At 39.0% G+C, this 21,805-nt stretch carries 26 protein-coding genes and 1 tRNA gene; 12 read left to right on the top strand and 15 right to left on the bottom strand.

Annotated features, from left to right (window positions below):
* The first annotated feature begins 121 nt into the window (after positions 1 to 121).
* The 5 genes from ybiA to CGC57_RS02035 all read left to right on the top strand — a co-directional run bounded on the left by ybiA (position 122) and on the right by CGC57_RS02035 (position 2,956).
* Positions 122 to 946, top strand: a complete 825-nt coding sequence (ybiA, locus tag CGC57_RS02055; RefSeq protein WP_095897764.1) for a riboflavin biosynthesis intermediates N-glycosidase — start codon at positions 122 to 124, stop codon at positions 944 to 946.
* 5 nt (positions 947 to 951) lie between these two features.
* Positions 952 to 1,359, top strand: a complete 408-nt coding sequence (locus tag CGC57_RS02050) for a hypothetical protein (protein WP_095897763.1) — start codon at positions 952 to 954, stop codon at positions 1,357 to 1,359.
* Between the two features lie 171 nt (positions 1,360 to 1,530).
* On the top strand, positions 1,531 to 1,848 hold the full coding sequence (locus CGC57_RS02045) for a DUF4298 domain-containing protein (protein WP_095897762.1): 318 nt from the start codon (positions 1,531 to 1,533) through the stop codon (positions 1,846 to 1,848).
* 21 nt (positions 1,849 to 1,869) lie between these two features.
* Positions 1,870 to 2,463, top strand: a complete 594-nt coding sequence (locus tag CGC57_RS02040; protein ID WP_123862249.1) for a hypothetical protein — start codon at positions 1,870 to 1,872, stop codon at positions 2,461 to 2,463.
* 19 nt (positions 2,464 to 2,482) lie between these two features.
* Entirely contained in the window at positions 2,483 to 2,956 is a 474-nt protein-coding gene (locus CGC57_RS02035; RefSeq protein ID WP_095897760.1) for a hypothetical protein, read from the top strand.
* A 14-nt stretch (positions 2,957 to 2,970) separates the two neighbouring features.
* Here CGC57_RS02035 and CGC57_RS02030 read toward each other — a convergent pair whose 3' ends face one another.
* From CGC57_RS02030 to CGC57_RS02010, 5 genes are all read right to left on the bottom strand, one after another.
* Positions 2,971 to 4,089, bottom strand: a complete 1,119-nt coding sequence (locus CGC57_RS02030; protein WP_095897759.1) for an ABC transporter permease — start codon at positions 4,087 to 4,089, stop codon at positions 2,971 to 2,973.
* 7 nt (positions 4,090 to 4,096) lie between these two features.
* On the bottom strand, positions 4,097 to 5,203 hold the full coding sequence (locus tag CGC57_RS02025; RefSeq protein ID WP_095897758.1) for an ABC transporter permease: 1,107 nt from the start codon (positions 5,201 to 5,203) through the stop codon (positions 4,097 to 4,099).
* A 3-nt stretch (positions 5,204 to 5,206) separates the two neighbouring features.
* The gene (locus tag CGC57_RS02020; RefSeq protein ID WP_095897757.1) at positions 5,207 to 5,944 is read right to left on the bottom strand and encodes an ABC transporter ATP-binding protein; all 738 of its coding nucleotides are present in this window, start codon (positions 5,942 to 5,944) and stop codon (positions 5,207 to 5,209) included.
* A 19-nt stretch (positions 5,945 to 5,963) separates the two neighbouring features.
* Positions 5,964 to 6,911, bottom strand: a complete 948-nt coding sequence (locus CGC57_RS02015) for an ABC transporter ATP-binding protein (protein ID WP_095897756.1) — start codon at positions 6,909 to 6,911, stop codon at positions 5,964 to 5,966.
* Positions 6,912 to 6,988: 77 nt separating this feature from the next.
* A complete protein-coding gene (locus CGC57_RS02010) occupies positions 6,989 to 7,828 on the bottom strand; it encodes a hypothetical protein (RefSeq protein ID WP_095897755.1) in 840 nt (279 codons plus the stop codon).
* Positions 7,829 to 8,082: 254 nt separating this feature from the next.
* On the opposite strand from CGC57_RS02010, the gene CGC57_RS02005 reads away from it, so the two are divergent.
* Positions 8,083 to 8,412, top strand: coding sequence for a DMT family transporter (locus CGC57_RS02005; protein ID WP_095897754.1), 330 nt, complete (start codon positions 8,083 to 8,085; stop codon positions 8,410 to 8,412).
* Between the two features lie 8 nt (positions 8,413 to 8,420).
* Here CGC57_RS02005 and CGC57_RS02000 read toward each other — a convergent pair whose 3' ends face one another.
* From CGC57_RS02000 to CGC57_RS01980, 6 genes are all read right to left on the bottom strand, one after another.
* Positions 8,421 to 8,822, bottom strand: a complete 402-nt coding sequence (locus CGC57_RS02000; RefSeq protein WP_095897753.1) for a hypothetical protein — start codon at positions 8,820 to 8,822, stop codon at positions 8,421 to 8,423.
* Positions 8,823 to 8,867: 45 nt separating this feature from the next.
* Complete coding sequence (locus CGC57_RS12855) at positions 8,868 to 9,188, bottom strand: hypothetical protein (RefSeq protein WP_123862248.1); 321 nt, start codon at positions 9,186 to 9,188, stop codon at positions 8,868 to 8,870.
* A gap of 148 nt (positions 9,189 to 9,336) precedes the next feature.
* Positions 9,337 to 9,564 carry a DUF1016 N-terminal domain-containing protein gene (locus tag CGC57_RS01995; RefSeq protein WP_040361770.1) on the bottom strand — a complete coding sequence of 76 codons (228 nt, stop codon included), beginning with the start codon at positions 9,562 to 9,564 and terminating at the stop codon, positions 9,337 to 9,339.
* Between the two features lie 96 nt (positions 9,565 to 9,660).
* Positions 9,661 to 10,590: an HlyD family secretion protein gene (locus tag CGC57_RS01990; protein WP_095897752.1), complete on the bottom strand. Its 930-nt coding sequence runs from the start codon at positions 10,588 to 10,590 to the stop codon at positions 9,661 to 9,663.
* 127 nt (positions 10,591 to 10,717) lie between these two features.
* Positions 10,718 to 12,031: a TolC family protein gene (locus CGC57_RS01985; RefSeq protein WP_095897751.1), complete on the bottom strand. Its 1,314-nt coding sequence runs from the start codon at positions 12,029 to 12,031 to the stop codon at positions 10,718 to 10,720.
* Positions 12,032 to 12,106: 75 nt separating this feature from the next.
* Positions 12,107 to 12,736 carry a TetR/AcrR family transcriptional regulator gene (locus CGC57_RS01980; protein WP_095897750.1) on the bottom strand — a complete coding sequence of 210 codons (630 nt, stop codon included), beginning with the start codon at positions 12,734 to 12,736 and terminating at the stop codon, positions 12,107 to 12,109.
* A gap of 204 nt (positions 12,737 to 12,940) precedes the next feature.
* On the opposite strand from CGC57_RS01980, the gene CGC57_RS01975 reads away from it, so the two are divergent.
* From CGC57_RS01975 to CGC57_RS01955, 5 genes are all read left to right on the top strand, one after another.
* On the top strand, positions 12,941 to 13,717 hold the full coding sequence (locus tag CGC57_RS01975; protein ID WP_095897749.1) for a C40 family peptidase: 777 nt from the start codon (positions 12,941 to 12,943) through the stop codon (positions 13,715 to 13,717).
* Positions 13,718 to 13,752: 35 nt separating this feature from the next.
* The gene (gene dapB, locus CGC57_RS01970; RefSeq protein WP_095897748.1) at positions 13,753 to 14,457 is read left to right on the top strand and encodes a 4-hydroxy-tetrahydrodipicolinate reductase; all 705 of its coding nucleotides are present in this window, start codon (positions 13,753 to 13,755) and stop codon (positions 14,455 to 14,457) included.
* 176 nt (positions 14,458 to 14,633) lie between these two features.
* Complete coding sequence (locus CGC57_RS01965; protein WP_095899442.1) at positions 14,634 to 15,458, top strand: HAD family hydrolase; 825 nt, start codon at positions 14,634 to 14,636, stop codon at positions 15,456 to 15,458.
* A gap of 2 nt (positions 15,459 to 15,460) precedes the next feature.
* Positions 15,461 to 17,014, top strand: coding sequence for a signal peptidase I (gene lepB / locus CGC57_RS01960; RefSeq protein ID WP_095897747.1), 1,554 nt, complete (start codon positions 15,461 to 15,463; stop codon positions 17,012 to 17,014).
* The gene (locus CGC57_RS01955) at positions 17,015 to 17,638 is read left to right on the top strand and encodes a WbqC family protein (protein WP_095897746.1); all 624 of its coding nucleotides are present in this window, start codon (positions 17,015 to 17,017) and stop codon (positions 17,636 to 17,638) included.
* Positions 17,639 to 18,053: 415 nt separating this feature from the next.
* On the opposite strand, the gene bshC is transcribed toward CGC57_RS01955, so the two are convergent.
* Together bshC and CGC57_RS01945 are read right to left on the bottom strand one after the other, a co-directional pair.
* Positions 18,054 to 19,655 carry a bacillithiol biosynthesis cysteine-adding enzyme BshC gene (gene bshC, locus CGC57_RS01950; RefSeq protein WP_095897745.1) on the bottom strand — a complete coding sequence of 534 codons (1,602 nt, stop codon included), beginning with the start codon at positions 19,653 to 19,655 and terminating at the stop codon, positions 18,054 to 18,056.
* A gap of 15 nt (positions 19,656 to 19,670) precedes the next feature.
* Positions 19,671 to 19,973, bottom strand: a complete 303-nt coding sequence (locus CGC57_RS01945) for a hypothetical protein (RefSeq protein ID WP_002681550.1) — start codon at positions 19,971 to 19,973, stop codon at positions 19,671 to 19,673.
* A 129-nt stretch (positions 19,974 to 20,102) separates the two neighbouring features.
* Here CGC57_RS01945 and CGC57_RS01940 point away from each other — a divergent pair, with 129 nt between their 5' ends.
* On the top strand, positions 20,103 to 20,828 hold the full coding sequence (locus tag CGC57_RS01940; RefSeq protein WP_095897744.1) for a 16S rRNA (uracil(1498)-N(3))-methyltransferase: 726 nt from the start codon (positions 20,103 to 20,105) through the stop codon (positions 20,826 to 20,828).
* A 2-nt stretch (positions 20,829 to 20,830) separates the two neighbouring features.
* Here the strand turns inward: CGC57_RS01940 and CGC57_RS01935 are convergent, their stop codons facing one another.
* Complete coding sequence (locus CGC57_RS01935) at positions 20,831 to 21,589, bottom strand: Mur ligase (protein ID WP_095897743.1); 759 nt, start codon at positions 21,587 to 21,589, stop codon at positions 20,831 to 20,833.
* 59 nt (positions 21,590 to 21,648) lie between these two features.
* Positions 21,649 to 21,728, bottom strand: a tRNA-Leu gene (locus tag CGC57_RS01930).
* Positions 21,729 to 21,805: the final 77 nt, after the last annotated feature.

Below are 21,805 nucleotides of genomic sequence, written 5' to 3'. Positions count from 1 at the left end.
TTGTGAAATACGAATAACGAATGACAAATTTTTACTAATTTGCTAATCAGAAAGTTGGCTAATTGACTAATTATTGTTATTTTTGCCCCATTGTTAATCATTAATAATTAATAGTTTAGTTATGAATTATATGGCACCGCAGTGGATTGCGTTCCCTGCTTATACTGAATTTACGATAGGCTGGCGTATGGGCGCTGGCGAAGATTATAAATCCAAGTTTTGGGACTGGTATGAGTCCCTTACCCCAGCACAACAAAAAGAGTACCAAGCACTTTTTCCGTATCCTTGTTTTTGGCATTACAACAGATGGGAAGAGGATGACCAAGATATAGATGACGAGGAGGATTATTACTACGAAGGAATTCCGATTTGGCAACCCAAAGGTGCTTATAAATATTCTAAAGCGACCTTTATCAATTCGCCAAAGAAGCTCAAGTTTGTTTTCTTTTGGAAGCCCAATACAGAGGTAGTAGATGAATCTTGTTTTTCACAATGGCAACCCTCACCTTTTTCTGTAGATGGTGATAAATATTATTGTGCTGAGCAGTATATGATGGCTGAAAAAGCGCGTTTGTTTGGTGATGAAGAGGTGGAGGAAGAAATAATGAACACCTCCGACCCTAAACTGATGAAAGCCTTGGGAAGAAAAGTGCGCAACTTTGACCCTCAGGTGTGGGACAGAGCCAAATACAGCATTGTACTGAATGGAAATTACTACAAATTCACTCAGAATAAGGAAATGATGGACTTTTTGCTCTCTACCGGTGATAAAATATTAGTAGAAGCAAGTCCGATGGATACCATTTGGGGGATAGGCTTGGGGAAAGACAATGAGAAAGCACATAACATCGCTTCGTGGCGTGGCAAGAACCTCTTGGGCTTTGCGCTAATGGAAGTAAGAGACGAGATTAGAAAAGTATATCAGAATGTACATTTGTTAAAATAAAAGAAATGAATAGACTCAAAATCAATGTAGTTACACTAAAAGAAGATGAATACCTTATTCGCGATAGTATTCGTTTTGAAAATTGTAGTTATCTACAGCTTTTCATTGACGATGAGGATATAGCTACTTATCCTGATTTTGAAGATATACTGATAGTCCCCACTGAATTATACAAAAGTAGCTTACAAAGTGATGAATATCTATTGTTTACTTGTGCTTGTGGTGTTGCAGACGATGGAGGATGGGCAACAATTAAGATAACACATTCAGAAGCTATTGTTCAATGGGATTTTTTGAGGGACAAACCTTATTGTTTTAAGTTTTCTAAAGAAAATTACTTAAAAGAGGTTCAAGTTATCAATAAAGAAGACTATAGTTTCATTCCTAAAGAGATTATTTTTCCTGAAATTTAGTTTTTAATATGAGTTTAATAAGAAAATGTGTTCTTTTTAGGTTTAACTTTGCCAAAGTCTAAAAACTTTGGCAAAGTGTAGCGATACAAATACGATTTTGAGACTTTTTAAATAGCCTTTTTGTGATATAGAAATAATGAGTCTGAGAATATAGCTAAAAATAATATTAAAATGAATAAACGATACGAAAACATCCACAAAATGAACGATATCCTCTTACGATTAGAGGGTATTCTTAGCAAAGCTGAAACTCTTTTAGAAGAATGGAAAGCCATACAACCCGAGTATGAGGCTTTGGAGGCGTATTACGACAGCCCTCAATGGCGTGAAGACTATTTCGATAGCAACGATGGCAAAATTCCAGACGAGGTACCACAATGGGTACTTACTCAAGATGCTATTTTTGATGCTATAGGCACTCAGTTCGACCTCGCTGACGGTTTCCAACCGCTATTGGACAGCATCAATGCTAGAAAGTGGAATGAGTAATTTCAAAAGTTAAAAATAAGAATGAAAAAACTACTTATCTATCTTGTTGTTATTATTTTCTGTTTGCCCAATATTTTCATTCTTTATAAGACTTTTAATGTGTTAGACAACCTTGATTCCCTACCTAAAAAAACAGGTTGGGTAAAGGGATATGAGTACTGGGGAATGGGGAAAAAGAAAAATTTAAATATTTATTTGGCTTCAGAACAGGAGGTAAAACAAATGGAAGAGCCTAGCATAGAGGGTGATGTGGACATTAGTTTAAGGTTAAAAAAGTTCAACTTTGTAGACATTCCTGAAATAAAGTTTAGAGATAAAATTACCTATTATGAGTTAGAAGATGATTTTGTCTATAAGACAAGTTTTTCTGATAGGCCTAAACTCATAGGTGTTGCTACAGAAAGGAAGCCCGTAAGTTACCACCACCTCTTTGTGCAAATTATGGAGTTTTATGAAACTTTTGTCAACTATGCTGTGTTTTTGTTAAATGTGCTTGTGATAAACTATTATGAAAGAATTTTTAAAACAGAAAAAGGATTTCTATTGATGTTCATTCCTCCTTTATTTTATGCCATTACCTTTATTGTTTGTCGTATAATTCTTCCTTTTTTTTAAATAAAATTGATATATTCAGATGTTACAAGATCGTATTGAGCAAAAGCAAAAGGAACTCGCTCAAAAAGCAAAAATAATTTCTTATAAAGCTAATCCTTACTGTGAAGTATTAGGATTGGTAAATGCCGAAACGCTAATATCTTTTTATGATTTTGTACGAGAGGCTATACGATATGAGAACAATACCCCTTATAATGATAGGTTGTTGTTGAATGAAGAACTAACTTCAGTTAAAAAGAAAGAATGGATGCTCTCTAAAATACAATCTATTACTACAGTAGGTGATGTAATTATACTTCCATTCCACGATTTTGGTATAAGATTGTGCTTAACTGAAGTGTCTTCATTTTTCCTTAACGAGATAGCGCAATGTGAAACTGAATTTGTAGGTTGGGATATAGGTTATAACAACGAAACTAAAGGGTGTTATCAGTATTTTTCAGATGAAGAATATTACCTATTTGAATATGAAAGGTATACTCGTCATTTGTAATTCGTTATTCGTAATTAACTCGTTTTCTTATAGTTCCAAATTGCCCAGCTGTTCAGCAGTATTGCAAAGCCTACTAAATACAAGAACTCAGTACTGAGTTGTGCAAAACTACTGCCTTTGAGCACAATAAGTCGCATTGCATTGACAAAATGGGTTATTGGAATGGCATTACTCACCTGTCGGCTCCACTCCGGCATACTGTCTACACTGGTGAGGAAACCGCTCATCAGTAGGAATATCATTATAAAGAAATAGGCGATGAACATAGCTTGCAACTGCGAATTAGCATAAGTGGAGACGAGCAGTCCGAAGCCGAGAATTGCGATAAGGTACATTATCGCAAAGGCGTATAAGGTGAGTAGATTCCCTGCGGGGAAGATACCATAGACTACATACATCACCACAAGCCCCAAGGTAAAGAGGATTAACCCTACTACCAAAAAAGGAGTGAGCTTGCCCAAGATAAACTGCCACTTCTTGATAGGTGTTACATTAATCTGCTCGATAGTACCTATTTCCTTTTCTTTAACTACATTGAGAGCTGAAAGAAAGCCCCCAATAATGGTGAGTAATATAGCTAAAATGCCTGGAACAATATAGCGCGTGTATTGCATATAGGGATTGTACCAATGGGTACTCTCCCCCCCGATTTTGGCTACATTACCTATGCGCTGAGGTGTTTTTACATTTACATCGAGCTGAGTGTTGAAGTCACGTATCACCGAAAGCAAATAAGCCCCTCCTAACGACGACTTACTCCCGTTAATGGCATCGATAGAGACACCGAGAGGTTGCTTTCCTTCGCGTACGAGGTTGCGCTCAAAACCTTCGGGGACTTCCAAAACTACATCAGTTTTGCCGTCTTCTATCAGGGCGATACCTTCCTTATAAGAGAAAGGAGCATCTACAAGCTTAAAGTACCTTGACGCAGTAATCTTCTGTATGAGCTCGTGCGAGTACGGACTCTGGTCGTGGTCGATATACACAAGGTTGATATTCTTCACGTCGAAATTGGCAACCAAAGGCAGTATAATCAGTTGCATCATAGGTGCCACAAGCATCATTGCCAAGATCGTCTTATCTCGGAATATCTGCTTAAATTCTTTTTGTAGTATAAAGCTTAATACTTTCATTTCTTCTTTATTGTAATCTAATCTTAAACTTCTTCATTGCAAGGCTTAAGAAAATTACCGCCATTGCTATTAATATCAGCGTTTCTTTCCATACATAAGTGAAATCCAATCCTTTGAGCATTACTTTCTTTACGATAGCGTAGTAGTAACTAGAGGGGAAGACTTTGGATATTCCCTGAAAGATAAGAGGCATATTCTCTATGGGGAACATAAAGCCGGTAAAGAAAGCTGTGGGGAGCATCATTCCCATCATAGCGATGAGCATAGCCGTTTGCTGTGAGGCAGTAACGGTGGATATGAGTAGCCCCAACGACAAACAGATGATGATAAACAAGGTGCTTTCGGCGTACAGCAGCAACAAATTGCCACGTATCGGGACATCGAGCATATAGACCGATAGCAGGAGTATCACGGTGAAGTTGATGAGCGAGAGAATAAGGTAAGGCACGGCTTTGGCAATGAGTATCATTATAGGTTTGAAAGGCGATACCAAAAGGATTTCCATAGTGCCTAACTCTTTTTCGCGCACCACCGCTACCGAGGTGAGGGCAGTGCTCACTATCATAAAGACGAGTGCAATCACCCCAGGGACGAAGTTCATAGAGCCATTCTGCTCCTCGTTGTACAGCATTCGGTTTTGAACGGTTATCTGGTAGGGTAGTTGTACAGTAGGATTCAGCTCTTGCTGATAGCTCGCTACCATAGTTGAGAAGTAGTTTTGCACCATTTTAGCCGTATTGGGGTCGCTACCATCGGTGATGAGTTGTAGTGAGGTACCACTCGAGGTGTAGAGGTCTTTGCCGAAATCGGGAGGGAAGATGAGCGCCGCTTTTATGGTGCCACGCTTAAATTGGTCTTCTACTTGATTGTAATGGTACAGAGGCTCCTTTAGCTTAAAATACGGACTTGCCTGCAAGCGGTGTGTGATTTTTTGGCTATAGGTATTGTTAGCCTCATCTAATACAGCGATACCGATGTTCTTGACCTCGCTGCTGAGGGCTTGACCGAAAAGGATAATCTGCGTTATGGGGATACCAAAGAGTATCAGTAGTGTGCGACGGTCGCGGAATACGTGATAGAATTCCTTGCGTATAAAGGCGATGAGTTGTTTCATTGTTTAGTCTGCTGAACGTTTTGCTTTACGGGCGAGTTGGTAGAACACCTCGTCCATTGAATCGGTGTGAAATTGGTTTTTAAGGTTGGTGGGCGTATCCATTGCTTCCACTTTGCCGTCTACCATTATGCTGATGCGGTGGCAGTATTCGGCTTCATCCATATAGTGGGTGGTAACGAATACAGTGATGCCCTGTGCCGAGGCTTCGTATATCATATCCCAAAACTGACGGCGCGTTATGGGGTCTACGCCACCGGTGGGCTCGTCTAAGAACACGATTTCGGGACGATGGAAGATAGCCACCGAGAAGGCGAGCTTCTGCTTCCAGCCAAGAGGTAGCGAACCTACGAGTTTGTTGGCTTCTGCCTCCAAGCCGAGCTTGGTGATAAGGTCGGTACTGCGGGTTTTGATTTCCTTGCGACTCAAGCCATAGACGCCTCCGTAAAAGGTGATGTTTTCCTGCACGGTGAGGTTATCATACAACGAAAACTTCTGACTCATATAACCGATGTGTTTTTTAATCTGCTCTTGCTCTCGATAGACATCAAAGCCTGCTACCTGAGCCTCGCCTGAAGTAGGGTAGGAGAGTCCGCAGAAGATGCGTATAGCAGTGGTTTTCCCCGCACCATTGGCACCGAGGAAACCAAAGATTTCGCCTTTTTCAACGGTAAGGGAAATGTTGTTCACGGCTTTGAAATCGCCGAATTGCTTTGTTAGGTTATGACAGTGGATTGCGTTCATTTGTTAATTTGTCAATTTGTCAATTGTCGATATTAGGTGAGGGCGAATTGCCATTCGCCCCTACATCACCCTCCATTAATCGTATAAAACTATCCTCGATGGTGGGGGTAATGGCTTCCCATTCGAGGTGGGGGAAGGTGGTTTTCAGCTGTTGCTCGAATATGGAAATGTTGGTGTTTTCCTTGACAGTAATGTGTAGGTACTCGCCAAAGGGGTAACAGCTATCAATGTCGGGGTGCTCTCGCAAATGCTTCAGCAGTGCGTACAGGTTGGGATCCTTGACAGCATAGAGTGCGGTGGGGTACTGGGCTATGATTTGCTCGGGGGTGCTGGTGGAAAGCACCTTGCCTGATTGTATTAAGGCTATGCGGTCGCACAGGCTGGCTTCGTCCATATAGGGAGTGGAAACCAGTATGCTGATGCCTTGCTCCTTTAGTTTCTTCAGCATTTCCCAGAACTCTTTGCGCGAAACCACATCTACCCCCGTGGTGGGTTCGTCTAACAAAAGGACTTTGGGCTTGTGAATGAGGGCGCAACATAGGGCTAACTTTTGCTTCATACCCCCTGAGAGCTTGCCCGCGCGACGGTTGCTGAACGGCTTTATCTGCTCGTAAATATCCTTAATAAGGTCGTAATTTTCGGCGATAGTCGTACCAAAAACGGTAGCGAAGAAGGAGAGGTTTTCCTCGACAGTGAGATCTTGGTACAAAGAGAAGCGCCCAGGCATATAGCCCACGTGCTTGCGGATTTCTTTATAATCCTTAACGATATCCCAGCCCTCGATGCTTGCTGTACCCTCATCAGGCAATAGGAGGGTGGTGAGCATACGAAAGACGGTGGTTTTGCCTGCCCCATCGGGACCGATGAGCCCGAAAAGTTCGCCCTTTTTAACTTCTAAGGAAAGGTGTTGCACGGCGTGGATATCGCCGTAGGACTTGTTGAGATTATGTATAGTGATGCTATTCATCTTTTGATTTACTGATTTGGTTATGAGCTACAAACTCTTTTCTTGGTAGGCACGAGCTACAAGAAAAGCACCAGCAATTAGTTTAGGTATTTTTGGATAAGGGTAGATAAATAGGCTTTATCCACAGCAAACCATTGGCTTTCTTCTTTTTTATCTTGGTAACTCCAATGCTCGAAAAGGAACTTATCAGGTGTTGGAATAAGAGCTGCAATGTGTGAGTAATAGTATTCTCCCTCTGTAATAGGCTCATAACCTTTTATCACGCATTCACTAATAATCTCAAGGGTATCTAAACTAAAAGCATACCATATTCCTTGTGTACTGGAGAAAATACCAAAATGCTCGTCTACTTGCCATATATTAAGTATACCTTCACCATCAGTATCAGAGAGTTGTTTTTCTTTTAGTATCTCAAAATCGGGATAGGAAGCTAACATCAGTCTGTTATCAAAGTTAGTAAGAAGGGAACGATTGCCAAGAGGAAACATATATATGTAGCTGTCAGGCAGTTTTTGATAGATTCTCAGTTCATTACCTTCCAAAGCAATATAGTAACTTTCTGACCAACCTGCACCATCTAATAAGGAAATGGTTACTTCATTTTCTTTAGGCAGATGGGTAAGCCATAAACTCGCTGCACCAAAAGGGTCTTCCATCTCCAATGAGGCTATAGTTTTGCCATTTTCATCAATAGCCATAAGAGTAAAAGTCTCATCTTCATTGTATAGGGCACACCATAGGTAGGTGTGATTTAGAGATTCTTCGTAATGGAGCACATCCCCTTTGATAAAGTACTCTTTACCTGTTTTTGTGTTCTTTACCGAGAGTCCTTCCTCGGTAAGAGTCATAAGTTTATCCCCACTGTTGAGTTTTTCGGGAATAGAAGTAAGGGTTTGATATTGTTCAATGTAAATCATAGTATAAAGGTTTCATTTTTCTTCTTTATTCTTGTACCTAACCACAATAGAAGTATAAGTACCTACATTATAATACTTTTCAGGAAGTATTTTACTAAAGTTAGCCCAATTACTGGGTAATACTATTCATTTTTCTGATTTGTTAATTTGTCGATTTTGCCAATGAGCTACAAGCTTTATGTGTTCTATGAGTTTTAATTTTATTTTCAGTAAAATTGTTATATTTTTGCCACGAAATTAGATACTATACTTATATGCATTACCTATACCTTACTTTAGCGATTGTTTTAGAGGTCTTAGCCACTGCTCTTTTAGGTAAATCGGAAGGGTTTACCAAGTGGTTGTTTGCTGTAGGCTCACTATTGTCTTATGGTGTTTGTTTTTATTTTTTATCCTTAGCCCTCAAGAATATTTCGTTGGGGGTAGCCTACGCTGTCTGGTCGGGGGTAGGGATTGTACTGACAGCCATTGTAAGTATTCTTGTTTTTAAGAACAAAATAGACTTGCCTTTTGTATTGGGTTCTCTGCTTATCATCGCTGGGGTGGTGGTGATTAACCTTTTTTCAAAGGCAAATGAACATTGATTTTCTTTTTATTTTTCCTCTTTTTTTCTTGTACCTAACCACAATACAAGTATAAGTACCCACATTATAATACTTTCAGGAAGTATTTTAGTAAAGTTAGCCCAATCGGCAGTTAAGGTACTAAATGCAATACTTGCCCAACGTACTGCTAATAAAGCCATTACAAACTGAGCAATATACTTGCCTGCGTTGTCGTTTTTGCGCAGCGCTATAAGCACTAAAGCAATACCCATTACCACGTTTTCGGTGGCTATGATATGCCAAAGATAATTGAATGTTACCTTGCTTTCGGCATCGATGTTGGTGTTTGACAAGGCAGGGAAAAGGGTTGTGAATCCGTTCATCTCGTGAGTAACGGCAGAGAGTAAGCAAAGTACTCCCACTACAAGGTAGAAATAATTACGTATCATATTTTTTTTATAATTGTTACTAATTTAATTTATATGTTATTAATCTTAGAGGAAGAGGCGGGCGAGAAGGCTCAGGAGCACGAGTGCTAAGGTGATGAGCGATAGGTTGAAGCTGGTTGTGCGCTTGTGTTGCCTCTTTCTAAGGCTGTGTTGGTACATAAAATTAAGGTTGATTTCGGCTATTATTAGATAGATAAAAAATAGCGGAAATATGATATAAGTTGTAATAAAAACGGCTTTGGATAGAATTATCCCAAGGGTTGAATGGTAGTAACTGGGGTATAGTGTGCGTATTACTACTATGATGGGTGCGAGTATGGCTGCGGATAAAAACGTGATACTTAGGTATAAAAGACGTTTTTTCATTAGTGTGTTTTTTAGATAAGAAAGGCTGTTTAGGGGTAGAAATCCTTAAACAATTATTCTTTCTTTTTTAAAATTTCTATCATTTTATTTACATCAGGCAAAGCCTTGCGCAATTTTTCAGGCATATCGTCCAAAGTCTTATAGGTAGCTACTCCCATAAGCTTGATATAGTAGCGTTCCCGTACATATCACTGATAACCACTAAGGCGCCTTCCCTCCAACTGCGATTACGGGTGTGCTGTGATAGGTATTTGCCAATAGCAAAATACAAAACAAGTTGTACTCGGTTTACATCCTTTGCGGCTTCATACTGCCCTTGTAAGATAGCGGTCTTTATTGTCTTAACAGCATTATCGTATGACACTAAACTATTCATAACAACATATATTAAAAAAGTGATACTCTAATAAAATGCAAATATATGAATTTGTTTGCTTATTTCATCGTATTCAGTGGCTTCACTTTTTATTTTTTACTTAAACACCACTTCCCCATACATTCCTATCTTTAAATAACCATCATTTTTTACTTTGACCTTGATAGCATAGACCAGGTTGGCACGTTCGGATTTGGTTTGTATGGTTTTAGGGGTAAACTCAGCTTTATTAGATATATGAGTGATTTCGCCTTGATAGGTGCGATATTCGCCTTTGCCGGCATCAGTACGGACGGTAACTTGCTGTCCTAACTTGATTTGGGTCAGCTGGTCGCCAGTGATGTAGGCTTTTAGGGTTAGGACATCGGTATTAGCGATTTTATAGAGAGGCTTCCCAAAAGTCTGCATTTCCCCTTTGAGAGCGTAATTGACGAGTACTGTTCCCACTATGGGGTTGATAATTTCCCCTTGGTTGATTTGCTCTTGAACAGCCTGAGCATTCTTTTGCAAGGGAGCTTCTTGGCTGAGCACATTGCGGTTCTGGGTGTTGATGTTGGTGAGACTGACCTTGAGTTGGTTCTGAGTAACGGCAAGTTGCTTGCGGAGCTGGTCAACTAAAGCGGTGAGATCGTCCAATTGCTTTTGGGTAGCAGCGCCTCCTGCCACGAGTTGTCGCACACGGGTAAGTTCGCGCTCCTGCTGTTCGAGTTGTGCTTTCTGTACCTCATATTGGCTACGGATAAGTGCTACTTGGTCGGCAGGGTTTAGGGTCTTCTCTTTGAGGGAAGAAATGGTAGCCTCGACCTGCTCTTTTTGGATCTTGAGGACTTCGACGTTTATTTGCCCTACCTTTTGTCCTTCGGTGAGAGTCTTGCCTTCTTCCACCTCGTAGGCGATGAGTTGCCCTGTTTGCTGGGCAGAAACAATTACTTCGTCGGCAGTGAAGTTGCCAGAAGCGTCGAACTGAGGTTTGTTGTTGCAGGCGATAAGGACTGCAAGGGCGGTGATGAGTGTTATCTTTTTCATTTTAGTTCCTCACCCCCGTTCCCCCTCTCCTTGGGAGAGGGGGCAAGCCGTAAAGGCGATAGGGGTGCTTTTTATTGGGTTGTTATTCAGTAAATGGTATTCTTGTTCTGTTTTATTGTTAGCCTCGCTACAACTCCCCTCCTTGGGAGGGGCTGGGGGAGGACTGTCCAATAATTAATTGATGATTCTCTTGAGCTTGCAAGAGTTGTATTTTGTGAAGCGATAGCGTTTGTTGTGCAAGATGCCAAGCATTGACTTTCTGCAGGTATTCGTGGGTAGTGATGACCCCGTTGTCTAACTGTACTTCGGCTGCTTTGGCGACGGACTGGCGGAGGGTTACCGATGTTTCATCTTGTTCTATTAGCTTTTGTAGCTTTTTGAGTTGCTCGGACTGCTGGGGAAGTTCAAGTTTTGTGTTGAGCAAGAAGGCTTGACGGTCGGTTGCGATACTTTCGCGATTCAGGCGCAAGATGTGTCTCTTGCTCGATAGGTTGTATAGTGGACTGAGATTCCACTGCAAGCGGAGTCCTGTGATGCAGTAGAAATCCGCTTGGTTGTTGAGTATATTGAGCGTGGGACGCCCGTAACCGCCTTGGAAAAACGCACTGAGCTTGGGCATATATTCACTGTTGAGCTGTTTTTCTTGGGCTTTGAGCAACGATTCCTGTAGCTGAAATCCCTTGAGTTCAGGGCGAAAAACTTCGGTGGATAGGGTTTGAGACTGGTACTGAGGCGCAGGCTGTGTGAGCTGGGAAGCGCTGGTGAGCTCTTTGTCTATAAAGGTAGACAGCATTTGCAAGTAGGTAGCTTGGGCGGCTTCGTACTCGGTGGTCTGCATTGCTACGCGGAGGATTTCGGCTTTGAGCTCATTGACATTGCTGGGGAGGGTCGTGCCGTTTTTTAGGGCTACTTCCGCCTTTTTGAGTTGCGACTCAAGCGTTTCGATATTGAGGCGGTTTTGCGATAACTGAGCATCAATTAGGAGCACCCCAAAATATAGGTTGCTCACACGCTGTTTTAGGGTGTATAACTGCGTTTCAACAGCTTGCGCTTGTATAGTACTCTGGGCTTTGGCGACTGCCTTCTGACTGTGAATCGCACCACCCCCATAGAGGAGTTGGCTTACCTCGCCCACCACTTTGTATTGCTCCTTGTCAATCGTAGGCAAAGAAACATTGGGCGGTAACGGAAGTACCCCCGCTACAGACTTGGAGAGGTCGGTTACTTCCGACTGGTAAGTGGCTTGCCCTAAGATAGAGACCTGCGGGAGATAGGCACGGTTGGCATTGGCAAGGGTGTAAGCTTCGGTTTTGGCTACCAAATCGAGCTTTTTGACAGTAGGGTAATTTTCTCGCGCCAAGCGATAGCAATCCTCCAAGGTAATCGTTTCTTGTGCGATACCTATGATGGGGAAGAGTAAAAGTAATGCTATAAATCTCATATATAGATGTTGTTTACGTTATACAGTGTGTTTAACCATTTGGTTAGGGTATAGATAAAAAAATATATCTCCTCTTTATTCAGCCCTATTTGGGAGGAATAATATTGCTTTAATCCATTGTGGGATAAGGGTTTTGCGCTGAATCATTAAGGCTTTATACTGTTCCTCGGGTAGGTTGATAATTGCACTTAATATAGGCTTAGCAACAAAAGGGAATATCACCAGCCCAATGACATTGAGAATAGCGTGCATTAAATTAGGCTCGCTGATTTCGCCACGGGCTACAGCTTCAGCGTATTGACGGGTGAGCGCCGAGTTAGTAAGTACTTCTCTTATAGGACTTTGCTCTACAAAGAATTGCGGATTAGGACGCACCTCGTTGAGTATAAAGGTTGGCAGGTCAGGTTCTTCCAAGAGCAAATCAATATAGTTAGCCACAACTTGCTCTATTTTCTCCTCTAAAGAGGTACTTTCATCATTGAGGATAACACCTACACCTTTAAAGAATTGCCCCATTGTTTCCATCATTACAATCTCAAAGAGCTTTTCTTTACTGCGGAAATAATAGTTGAGCATCGCGTGATTGATACCTGCTTCCTCGGCAATGTCGCGGGTGCGAGTGCCTGCATAGCCCTTTTGGTGAAAAACTTTGCGGGCAGCAACTTTGATGCGATCTTCAGTGGATGTGTCTTTAGTGTTACTCATTGTTGTTTGATTTCGGGGGCAAAATTATATTAAACGTTTGTATTAACCAAATGGTTGATGTTAAAATTTTGTTAATTGTGTGTTTTAACTTAAATAGTATATTTGATAGAGAAGGTGAACTCTTGTAGTAGAATCATCATATTTACTAATTCTATAGTTTGCTAATTTGCTAATTGACAAATTATTCGTACCTTTGCGCGCGTGATGAGTATGAAAATATTAGAAACCCCTTATGGAATATGCCATTTGAGCGTTGTTCCAGTACGCTTAGAGCCCCTTGAAGGAGCCGAGATGATTACGCAATTACTATTCGGTGAATTGCTACAAGTGATTGATAAAGAAGGACATTGGAGCTATGTGCGCTTGTTATTCGACAATGTAGAAGGCTGGGTAGATAACAGTCAGTTTACAGAAATTTCGGATAAGGACTACAAAAAATGCCTTAAAAAGAAAGAGAAATACGCACATCGATGGCTTACTAAACTCCGTTTGAAAACAGGAGATGATCTCTTTTTGCACATACCCAAAGGGGCAACTTTCTCTCATAATCATCTTTTACACACTTCTCAATCTACCCAAAGAACTCCTCATCAAGGGGTAGTTTCCACTGCTTTAGAATATCTCAATGTACCTTTTTTGGCAGGAGGAAAAACTCCTTTTGGCATAGATGCTTCTGGTTTGGTACAAATGGTTTTTAAACTCAACAATATACATCTACCTCGCACTGCTGAGAAACAAGCGAAATACGGCGAACTCATTAGTTTCATAGAAGAATGTGAGGCAGGCGATTTGGCTTTTTTTGATGATGAAGAAGGAAATATCATTCACGTAGGAATTCTGTTAGGCGATAATAAAATTATTCATTCTTTTGGGAAAGTGCGAATTGATCGTTTCGATCATATAGGAATATTCAATAATGAACTTAGAAATTATACACATCAGTTGCGACTTTTAAAAAGAGTTGTATTTGATAAAAAATAAGAAAATAAAACATTGACTATTAATTTATTAATTATATGAAAATTGCTTTATTAGGATATGGTAAAATGGGTAAAACCATTGAACAAATAGCTGTTGCGCGTGGTCACGAGATTGTTTTGAAAATAGATAATGCTGAAACACCTTACGACATTACTATAGCCGATGTAGCTATAGAGTTCAGCACGCCCAATAGTGCTTTTGCAAATATCAGCAATAGTTTGACACATAAAGTACCTGTGGTAGCAGGTACTACAGGGTGGTTATCCCAATATAATGAGGCAGTTACATTGTGTGAGGCACAACAAACTGCTTTTTTGTATGCGTCTAATTTCAGTATAGGGGTGAATGTGTTTTTTGCTCTCAATAAAACTTTAGCTAAACTAATGTCAGGACTTAAGGAGTATGAGGTAGCTATTGAGGAAATTCACCATACCCAAAAACTCGATGCTCCTAGTGGTACAGCAATTACTTTGGCTGAAGGTATCATCGCAGAGACAGATAAAACTGGCTGGCATTTAGATACCGCTGGGGAAAACGAAATTCCTATCGTAGCCAAACGCATTGATAATACTCCTGGTACTCACATCATCACTTATAGCAGTGAGGTGGATACTATAGAAATTAAACATACGGCTCACAATCGTAATGGTTTTGCTCTTGGTGCTGTGCTGGCAGCTGAATGGATCGTAGGAAAGCAAGGCGTCTTTGAAATGAGTGATGTACTTGGAATAAGTAATTGATAAAGATGATTATAGAGTATAATTACTCAATACTTTAATATTCTATAACTAAAAACCTTATAAAAATAAAATAACTTTAATAGAAGAACTCAATAATTTTTTAGAATAAACCAGTTTTCTTTGAGAAAATGGTATTATCTTTGCAACCTAAAAACTCAGAACTTTTAACTAAAAGAATGTATAAAATTATCTTTTCGGATATTGATGGCACTCTCTTAAGTGGTTTGCGAACATTATCTCAAGCTACTATTACAGAGGTGAAGCGACTCAATGAGAAACTCCCTTTTATTTTGGTGTCATCACGTATGCCCAAACAAATGTACCACTTACAAAAAGATTTAGGTATTATGGGGTTACCTCTTATTGCTTATAATGGTGGGTTGGTACTCAATGGAGAAAAAGTGTTGCACTCTGCAGCTATCTCTCTCCAGATATTAGAAGAACTTGTTACCCTAAATGAACAAGAGTTTTCATCACAAATACATATTAGTTTCTATTATAATGATGAGTGGTACGTACCTCAATACGACCAATGGGCAGAACGAGAAGAACGAAATACATTAGTAACTCCTATAGTGCGTTCTAATCGCGAAGTGCTTACTCAATGGGAACAAGCGGGACATGGAGCTCATAAACTAATGTTGATGGGAGAAGAATCTCTTATAGACCAAATGTTTCAGTTATTGAATGAAAAGTATGCTCACACAATGCAAATTTATCGTGCAAAAGAAACTTATATAGAAGTATCGGATATAAGTATTTCTAAACTCACAGGTGTGAAGGTAGTTTTAGATGAAATATATCATTTGCCACTAAGTGAAGCAATTGCTTTTGGCGATAACTACAACGATTTAGAAATGCTAAAAGGAGTAGGTTGTGGGGTCGCAGTGGATAATGCACGAGAAGAAGTAAAAGCAGTTGCCAAACATATAACACTACATCATACTAAAGATGGGGTAGCGGCTTTCTTAAAACAATTAATAATTAATAATAACAATTAAAGATGGTATATTTATACATTTTAATTATTGCACAGCTCATCAATGGGCTATTTTTTTGGAAAGGTTATGAAAAAGCAGGTTACAAAGCGTGGCAAGCCTTTGTACCTTTTTATAATACTGTCATTTTTTTGCGTATCATTTCACGTCCGTGGTGGTGGGTCTTCTTGTTGTACTTACCTGTAATAGGCAATATTATGGTAGTAGTGATGACCTACGAATGGTTACACGTGTTTAACTATCGCAAAAAACGCTATACCTTGCTTTCGATAGTTACTTTAGGCTTGTTTGCTGCCTACATAACTTATTTGCCCTCTACACAATATGTAGGTAAGGATGTAGAGGTAATCAAGAAAAATGTATCGTCGTGGGTAAGTGCTGTACTCTTTGCTGTGGTAGCAGCTTCAGGTATTCACACCTATTTCATACAACCTTATATGATTCCTACTTCTTCTTTAGAGAAAACACTTTTAGTAGGTGATTTTCTTTTTGTAAGTAAATTTCATTATGGAGTGCGTGTACCTATGACGCCTTTATCATTACCTATGGTACATGATTCTATTCCTGTAATAGGTACAAAATCATACATCAAAACACCACAATTACCTTATTTGCGTTTGCCTGCTTTGCAAAAAGTACAACGAAATGATATTACTGTATTCAACTGGCCTACTGATACAGTAAGATACTTCCGCGATAATTCGGGTATTCACGTTGATAAACCTATTGATAAGAAATCAAATTATGTGAAACGCACGGTAGCTATCCCAGGTGATGTACTTGAGATAAAAGATGGTGATGTATGGATCAATGGCAAAAAAGAAATTTACCCTGTACGTGCTAAACTACAAACATCGTATATAGTGGTGACACAGCCTAATTTGTTTAACTCTATAGAAGAAGTTTGGAGTGCTATGTACCAACAATTTGGTGTGACCGATCGTGCTTATCCTATCAATAACGACACCTATATTTTTTCTTCTCTTACTGACGATGTGGCAAAAGCATTAGCTGCTAATCCTAATATTGTATCTGTAACTCGCAATGTGAATAAGGCTGGAGTGTACAACAAGGCTATCTTCCCTCATAGTCCTGCATTCCCTTGGAATGAGGATAATTACGGTCCCATTACCATCCCTGCTAAAGGAAAAAGTGTAACACTTACTATTGAGAATTTACCTTTGTATAAACGCATTATCAGCGTGTATGAACACAACCAATTGGAAGTAAAAGGTAATGAGATTTATATCAACGGACAAAAAGCTGATAGCTATACCTTTAAACAAGACTATTATTGGATGATGGGTGACAATCGCCATAATTCCGAAGATAGCCGTTTTTGGGGCTTTGTACCTGAAGATCACGTATTAGGAAAACCAGTACTCGTTTGGATGAGTTTAGACCAAAACGCTTCAGGCTTTAAGAAAATACGTTGGAATCGTCTGTTCACCACTGTGAATGGTAATGGAGAACCCGTATCGTATCGTTATATTGTGTTTGCTTTGCTCGGTTTGTGGTTAGCTTATAGTTTGCTGAAAAAGAAAAAAGAAAAAGAATAAATGGTAACACAAGTATTATTGCACCCCACTTATTTTCCTTCAATAGCTCAATTTCATTTGATATTGAATAACCCTTGTGTGTTAGAAGTTTCAGATAACTATCAGAAGCAAACTTTGCGCAATAGGGCTTATATTTATGGTGCGAATGGTAAACAAGCTCTTAATTTACCTATCAAACACGTAGGAGGGGATACTGGCAGACAGCTGTTTAAAGATGTAAAGGTAGAAAATAATTTTCCTTGGCAACGATTGCATTGGAAGAGCTTAGAAACTGCCTATCGCACTTCTCCCTACTTTGAGTACTACGAAGATGATTTGGCACGTATTTTTGAAAAAAAATATACTTACCTACTTGATGTTAATCTTGATACAATAGAAACTATTTTAGCGTGCCTCTTCGTACATATCAATTTTGATAAGACAAAAGGGTATGAAGCCGAGCCTCAAGAAGTAAAAGACTATCGCTTTTTAAGTAGCGCTAAAAAAGAATACCCTATAACAATGCCTCCCTATCATCAAATATTCTCAGATAAATATGGTTTTATTCCTAACTTATCAATATTGGATTTATTGTTTCACGAAGGACCTAATACCCAAGAGTATTTGACAAAGGTGATTGTTTAGTGTAATAAAGTGTCTAACTACACGTTGATAAATGTATAATTATACATTTTTTAATTGTAAGTTTTGAAAGGTTATTATTGCTATTGCTAGTCATTATGTTGATAGTCAATTAGTTGTGAGGATATTTGAATAAAGTAAAGAGTTTGGCACGGAATTTTCTATTTACTAAGTAGGAAAATGCTAAATTAAACATTATCACATTAATATTGTGATCCTCATTAAAACAAATCTTATGTAAAAAACTTTATTACTGAATAGTAATAACATTTTTCTAAATTAGAAAAATTTTCTTCATTTTGGAGTTAGTAGTAGTATTTATATGCATTGTGAAAAAGGCTCTCTAAGAAATTAGGGAGCTTTTTTTATGCCTATTTATAACAAAAAAAGACGCTCTTTAGCGTCTTTTTTTGTATCGTTAGTATTGTATGACTACAAATCTAAAATCAAAGGGATTGAAGTCTTTTACTAATTCAGGGATGAATTCCTTACCTTTCAGCAAATAGAAATCGGTGAAGTTAGCAAAGCGTTCTTGTAAGATGTTATTAGGGAATAGTTCGCTTTGCAAAATAGTAGTGCGCTCTAATTCCTCACTAAACTTCCTTTTTTGGGCTTTTAAAAGTCGTTTTTCAAGTTTTTCTAAACCTTTTAACTGTCGGACTTCTTGGGCTTTTACGGCATTCTTAAAGGTAATGTCAGTACGTTCAGCTAATTGGTATAGATGAGTGAATTGCTTTTGGAGTAATTCCTTTTCAGGGGTAAAATCTATAGGAAATTCACTGAGTTGTCGTACTTTTTTATTCTTTAACTCTTCTGGTTTTAAGAATAAATCGTTTAGAGAAAGCTGTAGTTTTTCAATTTTTTCAGCTTGTCGTTGTGAAACGAGCATTGCCGAATTGCGCAACATCAGTATGGGGAAGGGTACTTTTTCCTTATTAAAAAATCCTTTTAATTCTAACCAATAAGCTATTTCTCCACCACCACCTATATAAGCCAAATTAGGCAATATCACCTCTTGATACAAAGGGCGCAAGATAACGTTAGGAGAAAATCGTTCAGGATAGGTATTGAGTTCTTCTAAAATAGCTTCTTTAGAGAAGCGAATATTTGTATCGTGTACTTCAAAACCTTCGGTGGTACGTATGATGCGGTGTCTGCTGTTAGGGGTGAGGTAGAACATATTTACCTCACGTGGGTTTACTTGCACAGGATAAGTACTATTCACCTTTTGTAAAGCCTCAATACTTTTAGTTACTTCACGATGAGCAACACTGTGTAACAAATCATTGCTTATATAGGGGATAAATTCCTTTTTTAAAGCTTTGTCGTTACCATCGATTACCACCACTCCATAATCTTCAAATAGGGCATTTACTAAATAGCGAGTAGCTTCAGCTAAATTATTGTTTTTTAGATAACTATCGCGGAAGAGAGCTCGCAATTCATCAGCATTTTTACCCAATCCTATTGCTCTATCAAACGTTTGAAATACCGCTTCGAGTGTATTGGTGGAAAAGTTGCCCGTTGCTCCTGTTTGGTCGCTATTCCAACAGATGGTGCGATTGCTGAGGTGAAAATGGTTGATTTCCTCAAAATCGTGGTCTTCTGTAGCCATCCAATACACAGGAACAAAATGTTTATTGGGGTACTTTTCAGTGAGCTGTCTAACAGTATTAATTACTGAAATTATCTTGAAAATAAAATAAAGATGCCCTGTAAAAAGACTCAACTGATGTCCTGTAGTAACTGTGAACGTATTACTTTGAGCTAAAAGTTCTATATTTTTGAGTACTTTAGGGGTCGTTTTTAGCTCGGCGTATTGTGCTTTTAAGCTACTTACTAAAACATTGCGTTTTTCTTGACTAAAATCAGCTTCTTTTTCAGTTATTTGCTTTTCAAATTCTGTTATTGAAGAAAAGTGATTGTAGAAAGGGCGTAGTTTTTCTTGCTCATCTATATAATCGGTGATGAGCGTAGAGAAAAACCGAATATTGGAGTAAGGAATATAAGCGGAAATCATACGCTTGGAGTATTTTTATTCGTCGTCTAATGAAGAATCGTCGGGGATGTCTAAACCGCCTACCCCTATTTCATCGTCATTATTGTTCATAAAGTCGTCGTCCTCGTCGAAGTTTTCCATTGTATCGGCTAAACGAGTACTTACTTTCACTAAATAGATAGTGTCCTCGGTGCGTACTTCTAAGGCATCAACGGTCTCATTTTTGGCGTTTTTAAAACGAATTACATCTGCATCAGTATACCCATCAGGGTATTTTTCTACTAACATAGAGAGAATCTCATTGGTTAGTTTGTTGTAGTCTACTATTACGCGTTTCATATTAATATTACTTTTCACGGGGCGAAAGTAAGTTAAATTTTATAATTACAAAATAAAAAACGTATTTTTTTTTAATTTGTAGTATCTTTGCCCTCGAAAAATGCTTATGATTTCTAAGAAAATTAAACTATGAGTATACAATTATTTTATCACCCAGCACTGCAATTAGATAGTACAAATTGCTTTTTTGATAAGGAAGAAAGTCAGCATATAGTAAAGGTATTGCGCAAAAAAGTAGGTGATGTGTTACATATTACTAATGGTAAGGGACAACTTTTTGAAGCACAATTAGATTTTGCGTCTCCTAAACAATGCGAAGTAAGAATACTGAAATGCACTACCCAATCACCGCGTTCTTATTATTTACACTTGGTAGTAGCTCCTACCAAAATGAATGAACGTTATGAATGGTTTTTAGAGAAAGCTACTGAAATAGGGGTAGATGAAATTACACCTATTATTTGTGAACATTCTGAGCGTACGACTATTAAAGTAGAGCGTTTTGAGAAGATACTTCTTTCGGCGATGAAACAATCGCTGCAATGTTATTTGCCTAAACTCAATGCTCCTATTGCATCAACTCAGTTTTTTAAAGTGATAAAGACAGATACTTCAGCTAAATATATAGCCCATTGTTACGAAAATGAGAAGCGGTTGTTCTCACGAACACTCACTCCGTTCCCTGAGCGTATCACAGTACTAATAGGTCCTGAAGGTGATTTCTCAACAACTGAACTCAACACCGCTTTACAACAGGCGTTTGTGCCTATATCATTGGGTGATACGCGTTTGCGTACCGAAACAGCAGCCGTAGTAGCTTGCCATACAGTAGCCGTGCTTAATGAACTCCAATAGGATTAGAAACTCACCATAGCTTCGTAGAAATCAGTTTCATCAATGCCCATATTTTGGCATACCCATTTAGCAGCCTCAATGTAGCTTATTTGGGTAGCCGAAGCATCGCCTAAGGGCAATTCTCCTTCGAGAGTAATAAGAAAAGTTTCGCCATTGTGCGTTTCAAATAGAGGGGTGCGGTATTCCATTTTACGTATCGCCCTCTCGTTGTTTTCTACAAGTGTTTTGAGAGCTTCATCTTCTTCGTTGTAAATAAGTATACCTCCTTTAGTAATCGATTCTATAAAGTTGTGATATTCTTCTACTTTTTCATTATTGATATCACTGATGAGGGCAATGGTAGGATGTAGCGCGGCACTGTTGTCTCCTCCTTCAAAAAGAACAAATTCGGTATCTACAAAATGTACTTGTTTGCCATTAATAGGAGTTTCTAAACAATAACTCAAAGGTTGGTTATAAAAATCCATAGTGTGTAGCACACGTGCCAAACACTCTTTCTTACCCTTATCACCACTGAGTACTACACGGGTTTTATTTTTGAAATATTCATATAGAAAAGCATTAGGTGATATAGGTGAAAGCCCTAAGTTTTGAGCCAATAACAAATCGGGGTGAGTAGGTGATAGGTGAGGATCAGCAATTACATAATGAATTTCAGAAGACAATTCTTCTGGTAAGGTAGTGATGTGATGCCGTTCATTTAGAGCCATCATCAAGGGGCGCAAGTGAGTGCTGGGGGCTACTATAAAATGGATATTCATTGTATTGAAAGTTAATTGTTATAAAAAAAGCTATCCTATTAGGATAGCTTTTTTTGTTGTACCTGAGGAGGGAATCGAACCCTCACTCCGAAGAACACGAGTTTGAGTCGTGCGCGTCTACCAATTCCGCCACTCAGGCTTGCTTTTTAAATCGGGTGCAAAGGTACATAAGTTTTTTGAATATGCAAAAAAAAGCCTAACTTTTTTGCTAAATAT

It is taken from the genome of Capnocytophaga sputigena (genome assembly GCF_002302495.1).
Lineage (GTDB): Bacteria > Bacteroidota > Bacteroidia > Flavobacteriales > Flavobacteriaceae > Capnocytophaga > Capnocytophaga sputigena.
The sequence above is the reverse complement of the archived record's forward strand: the minus strand, read 5'-3'. Positions and strand labels throughout refer to the sequence as shown.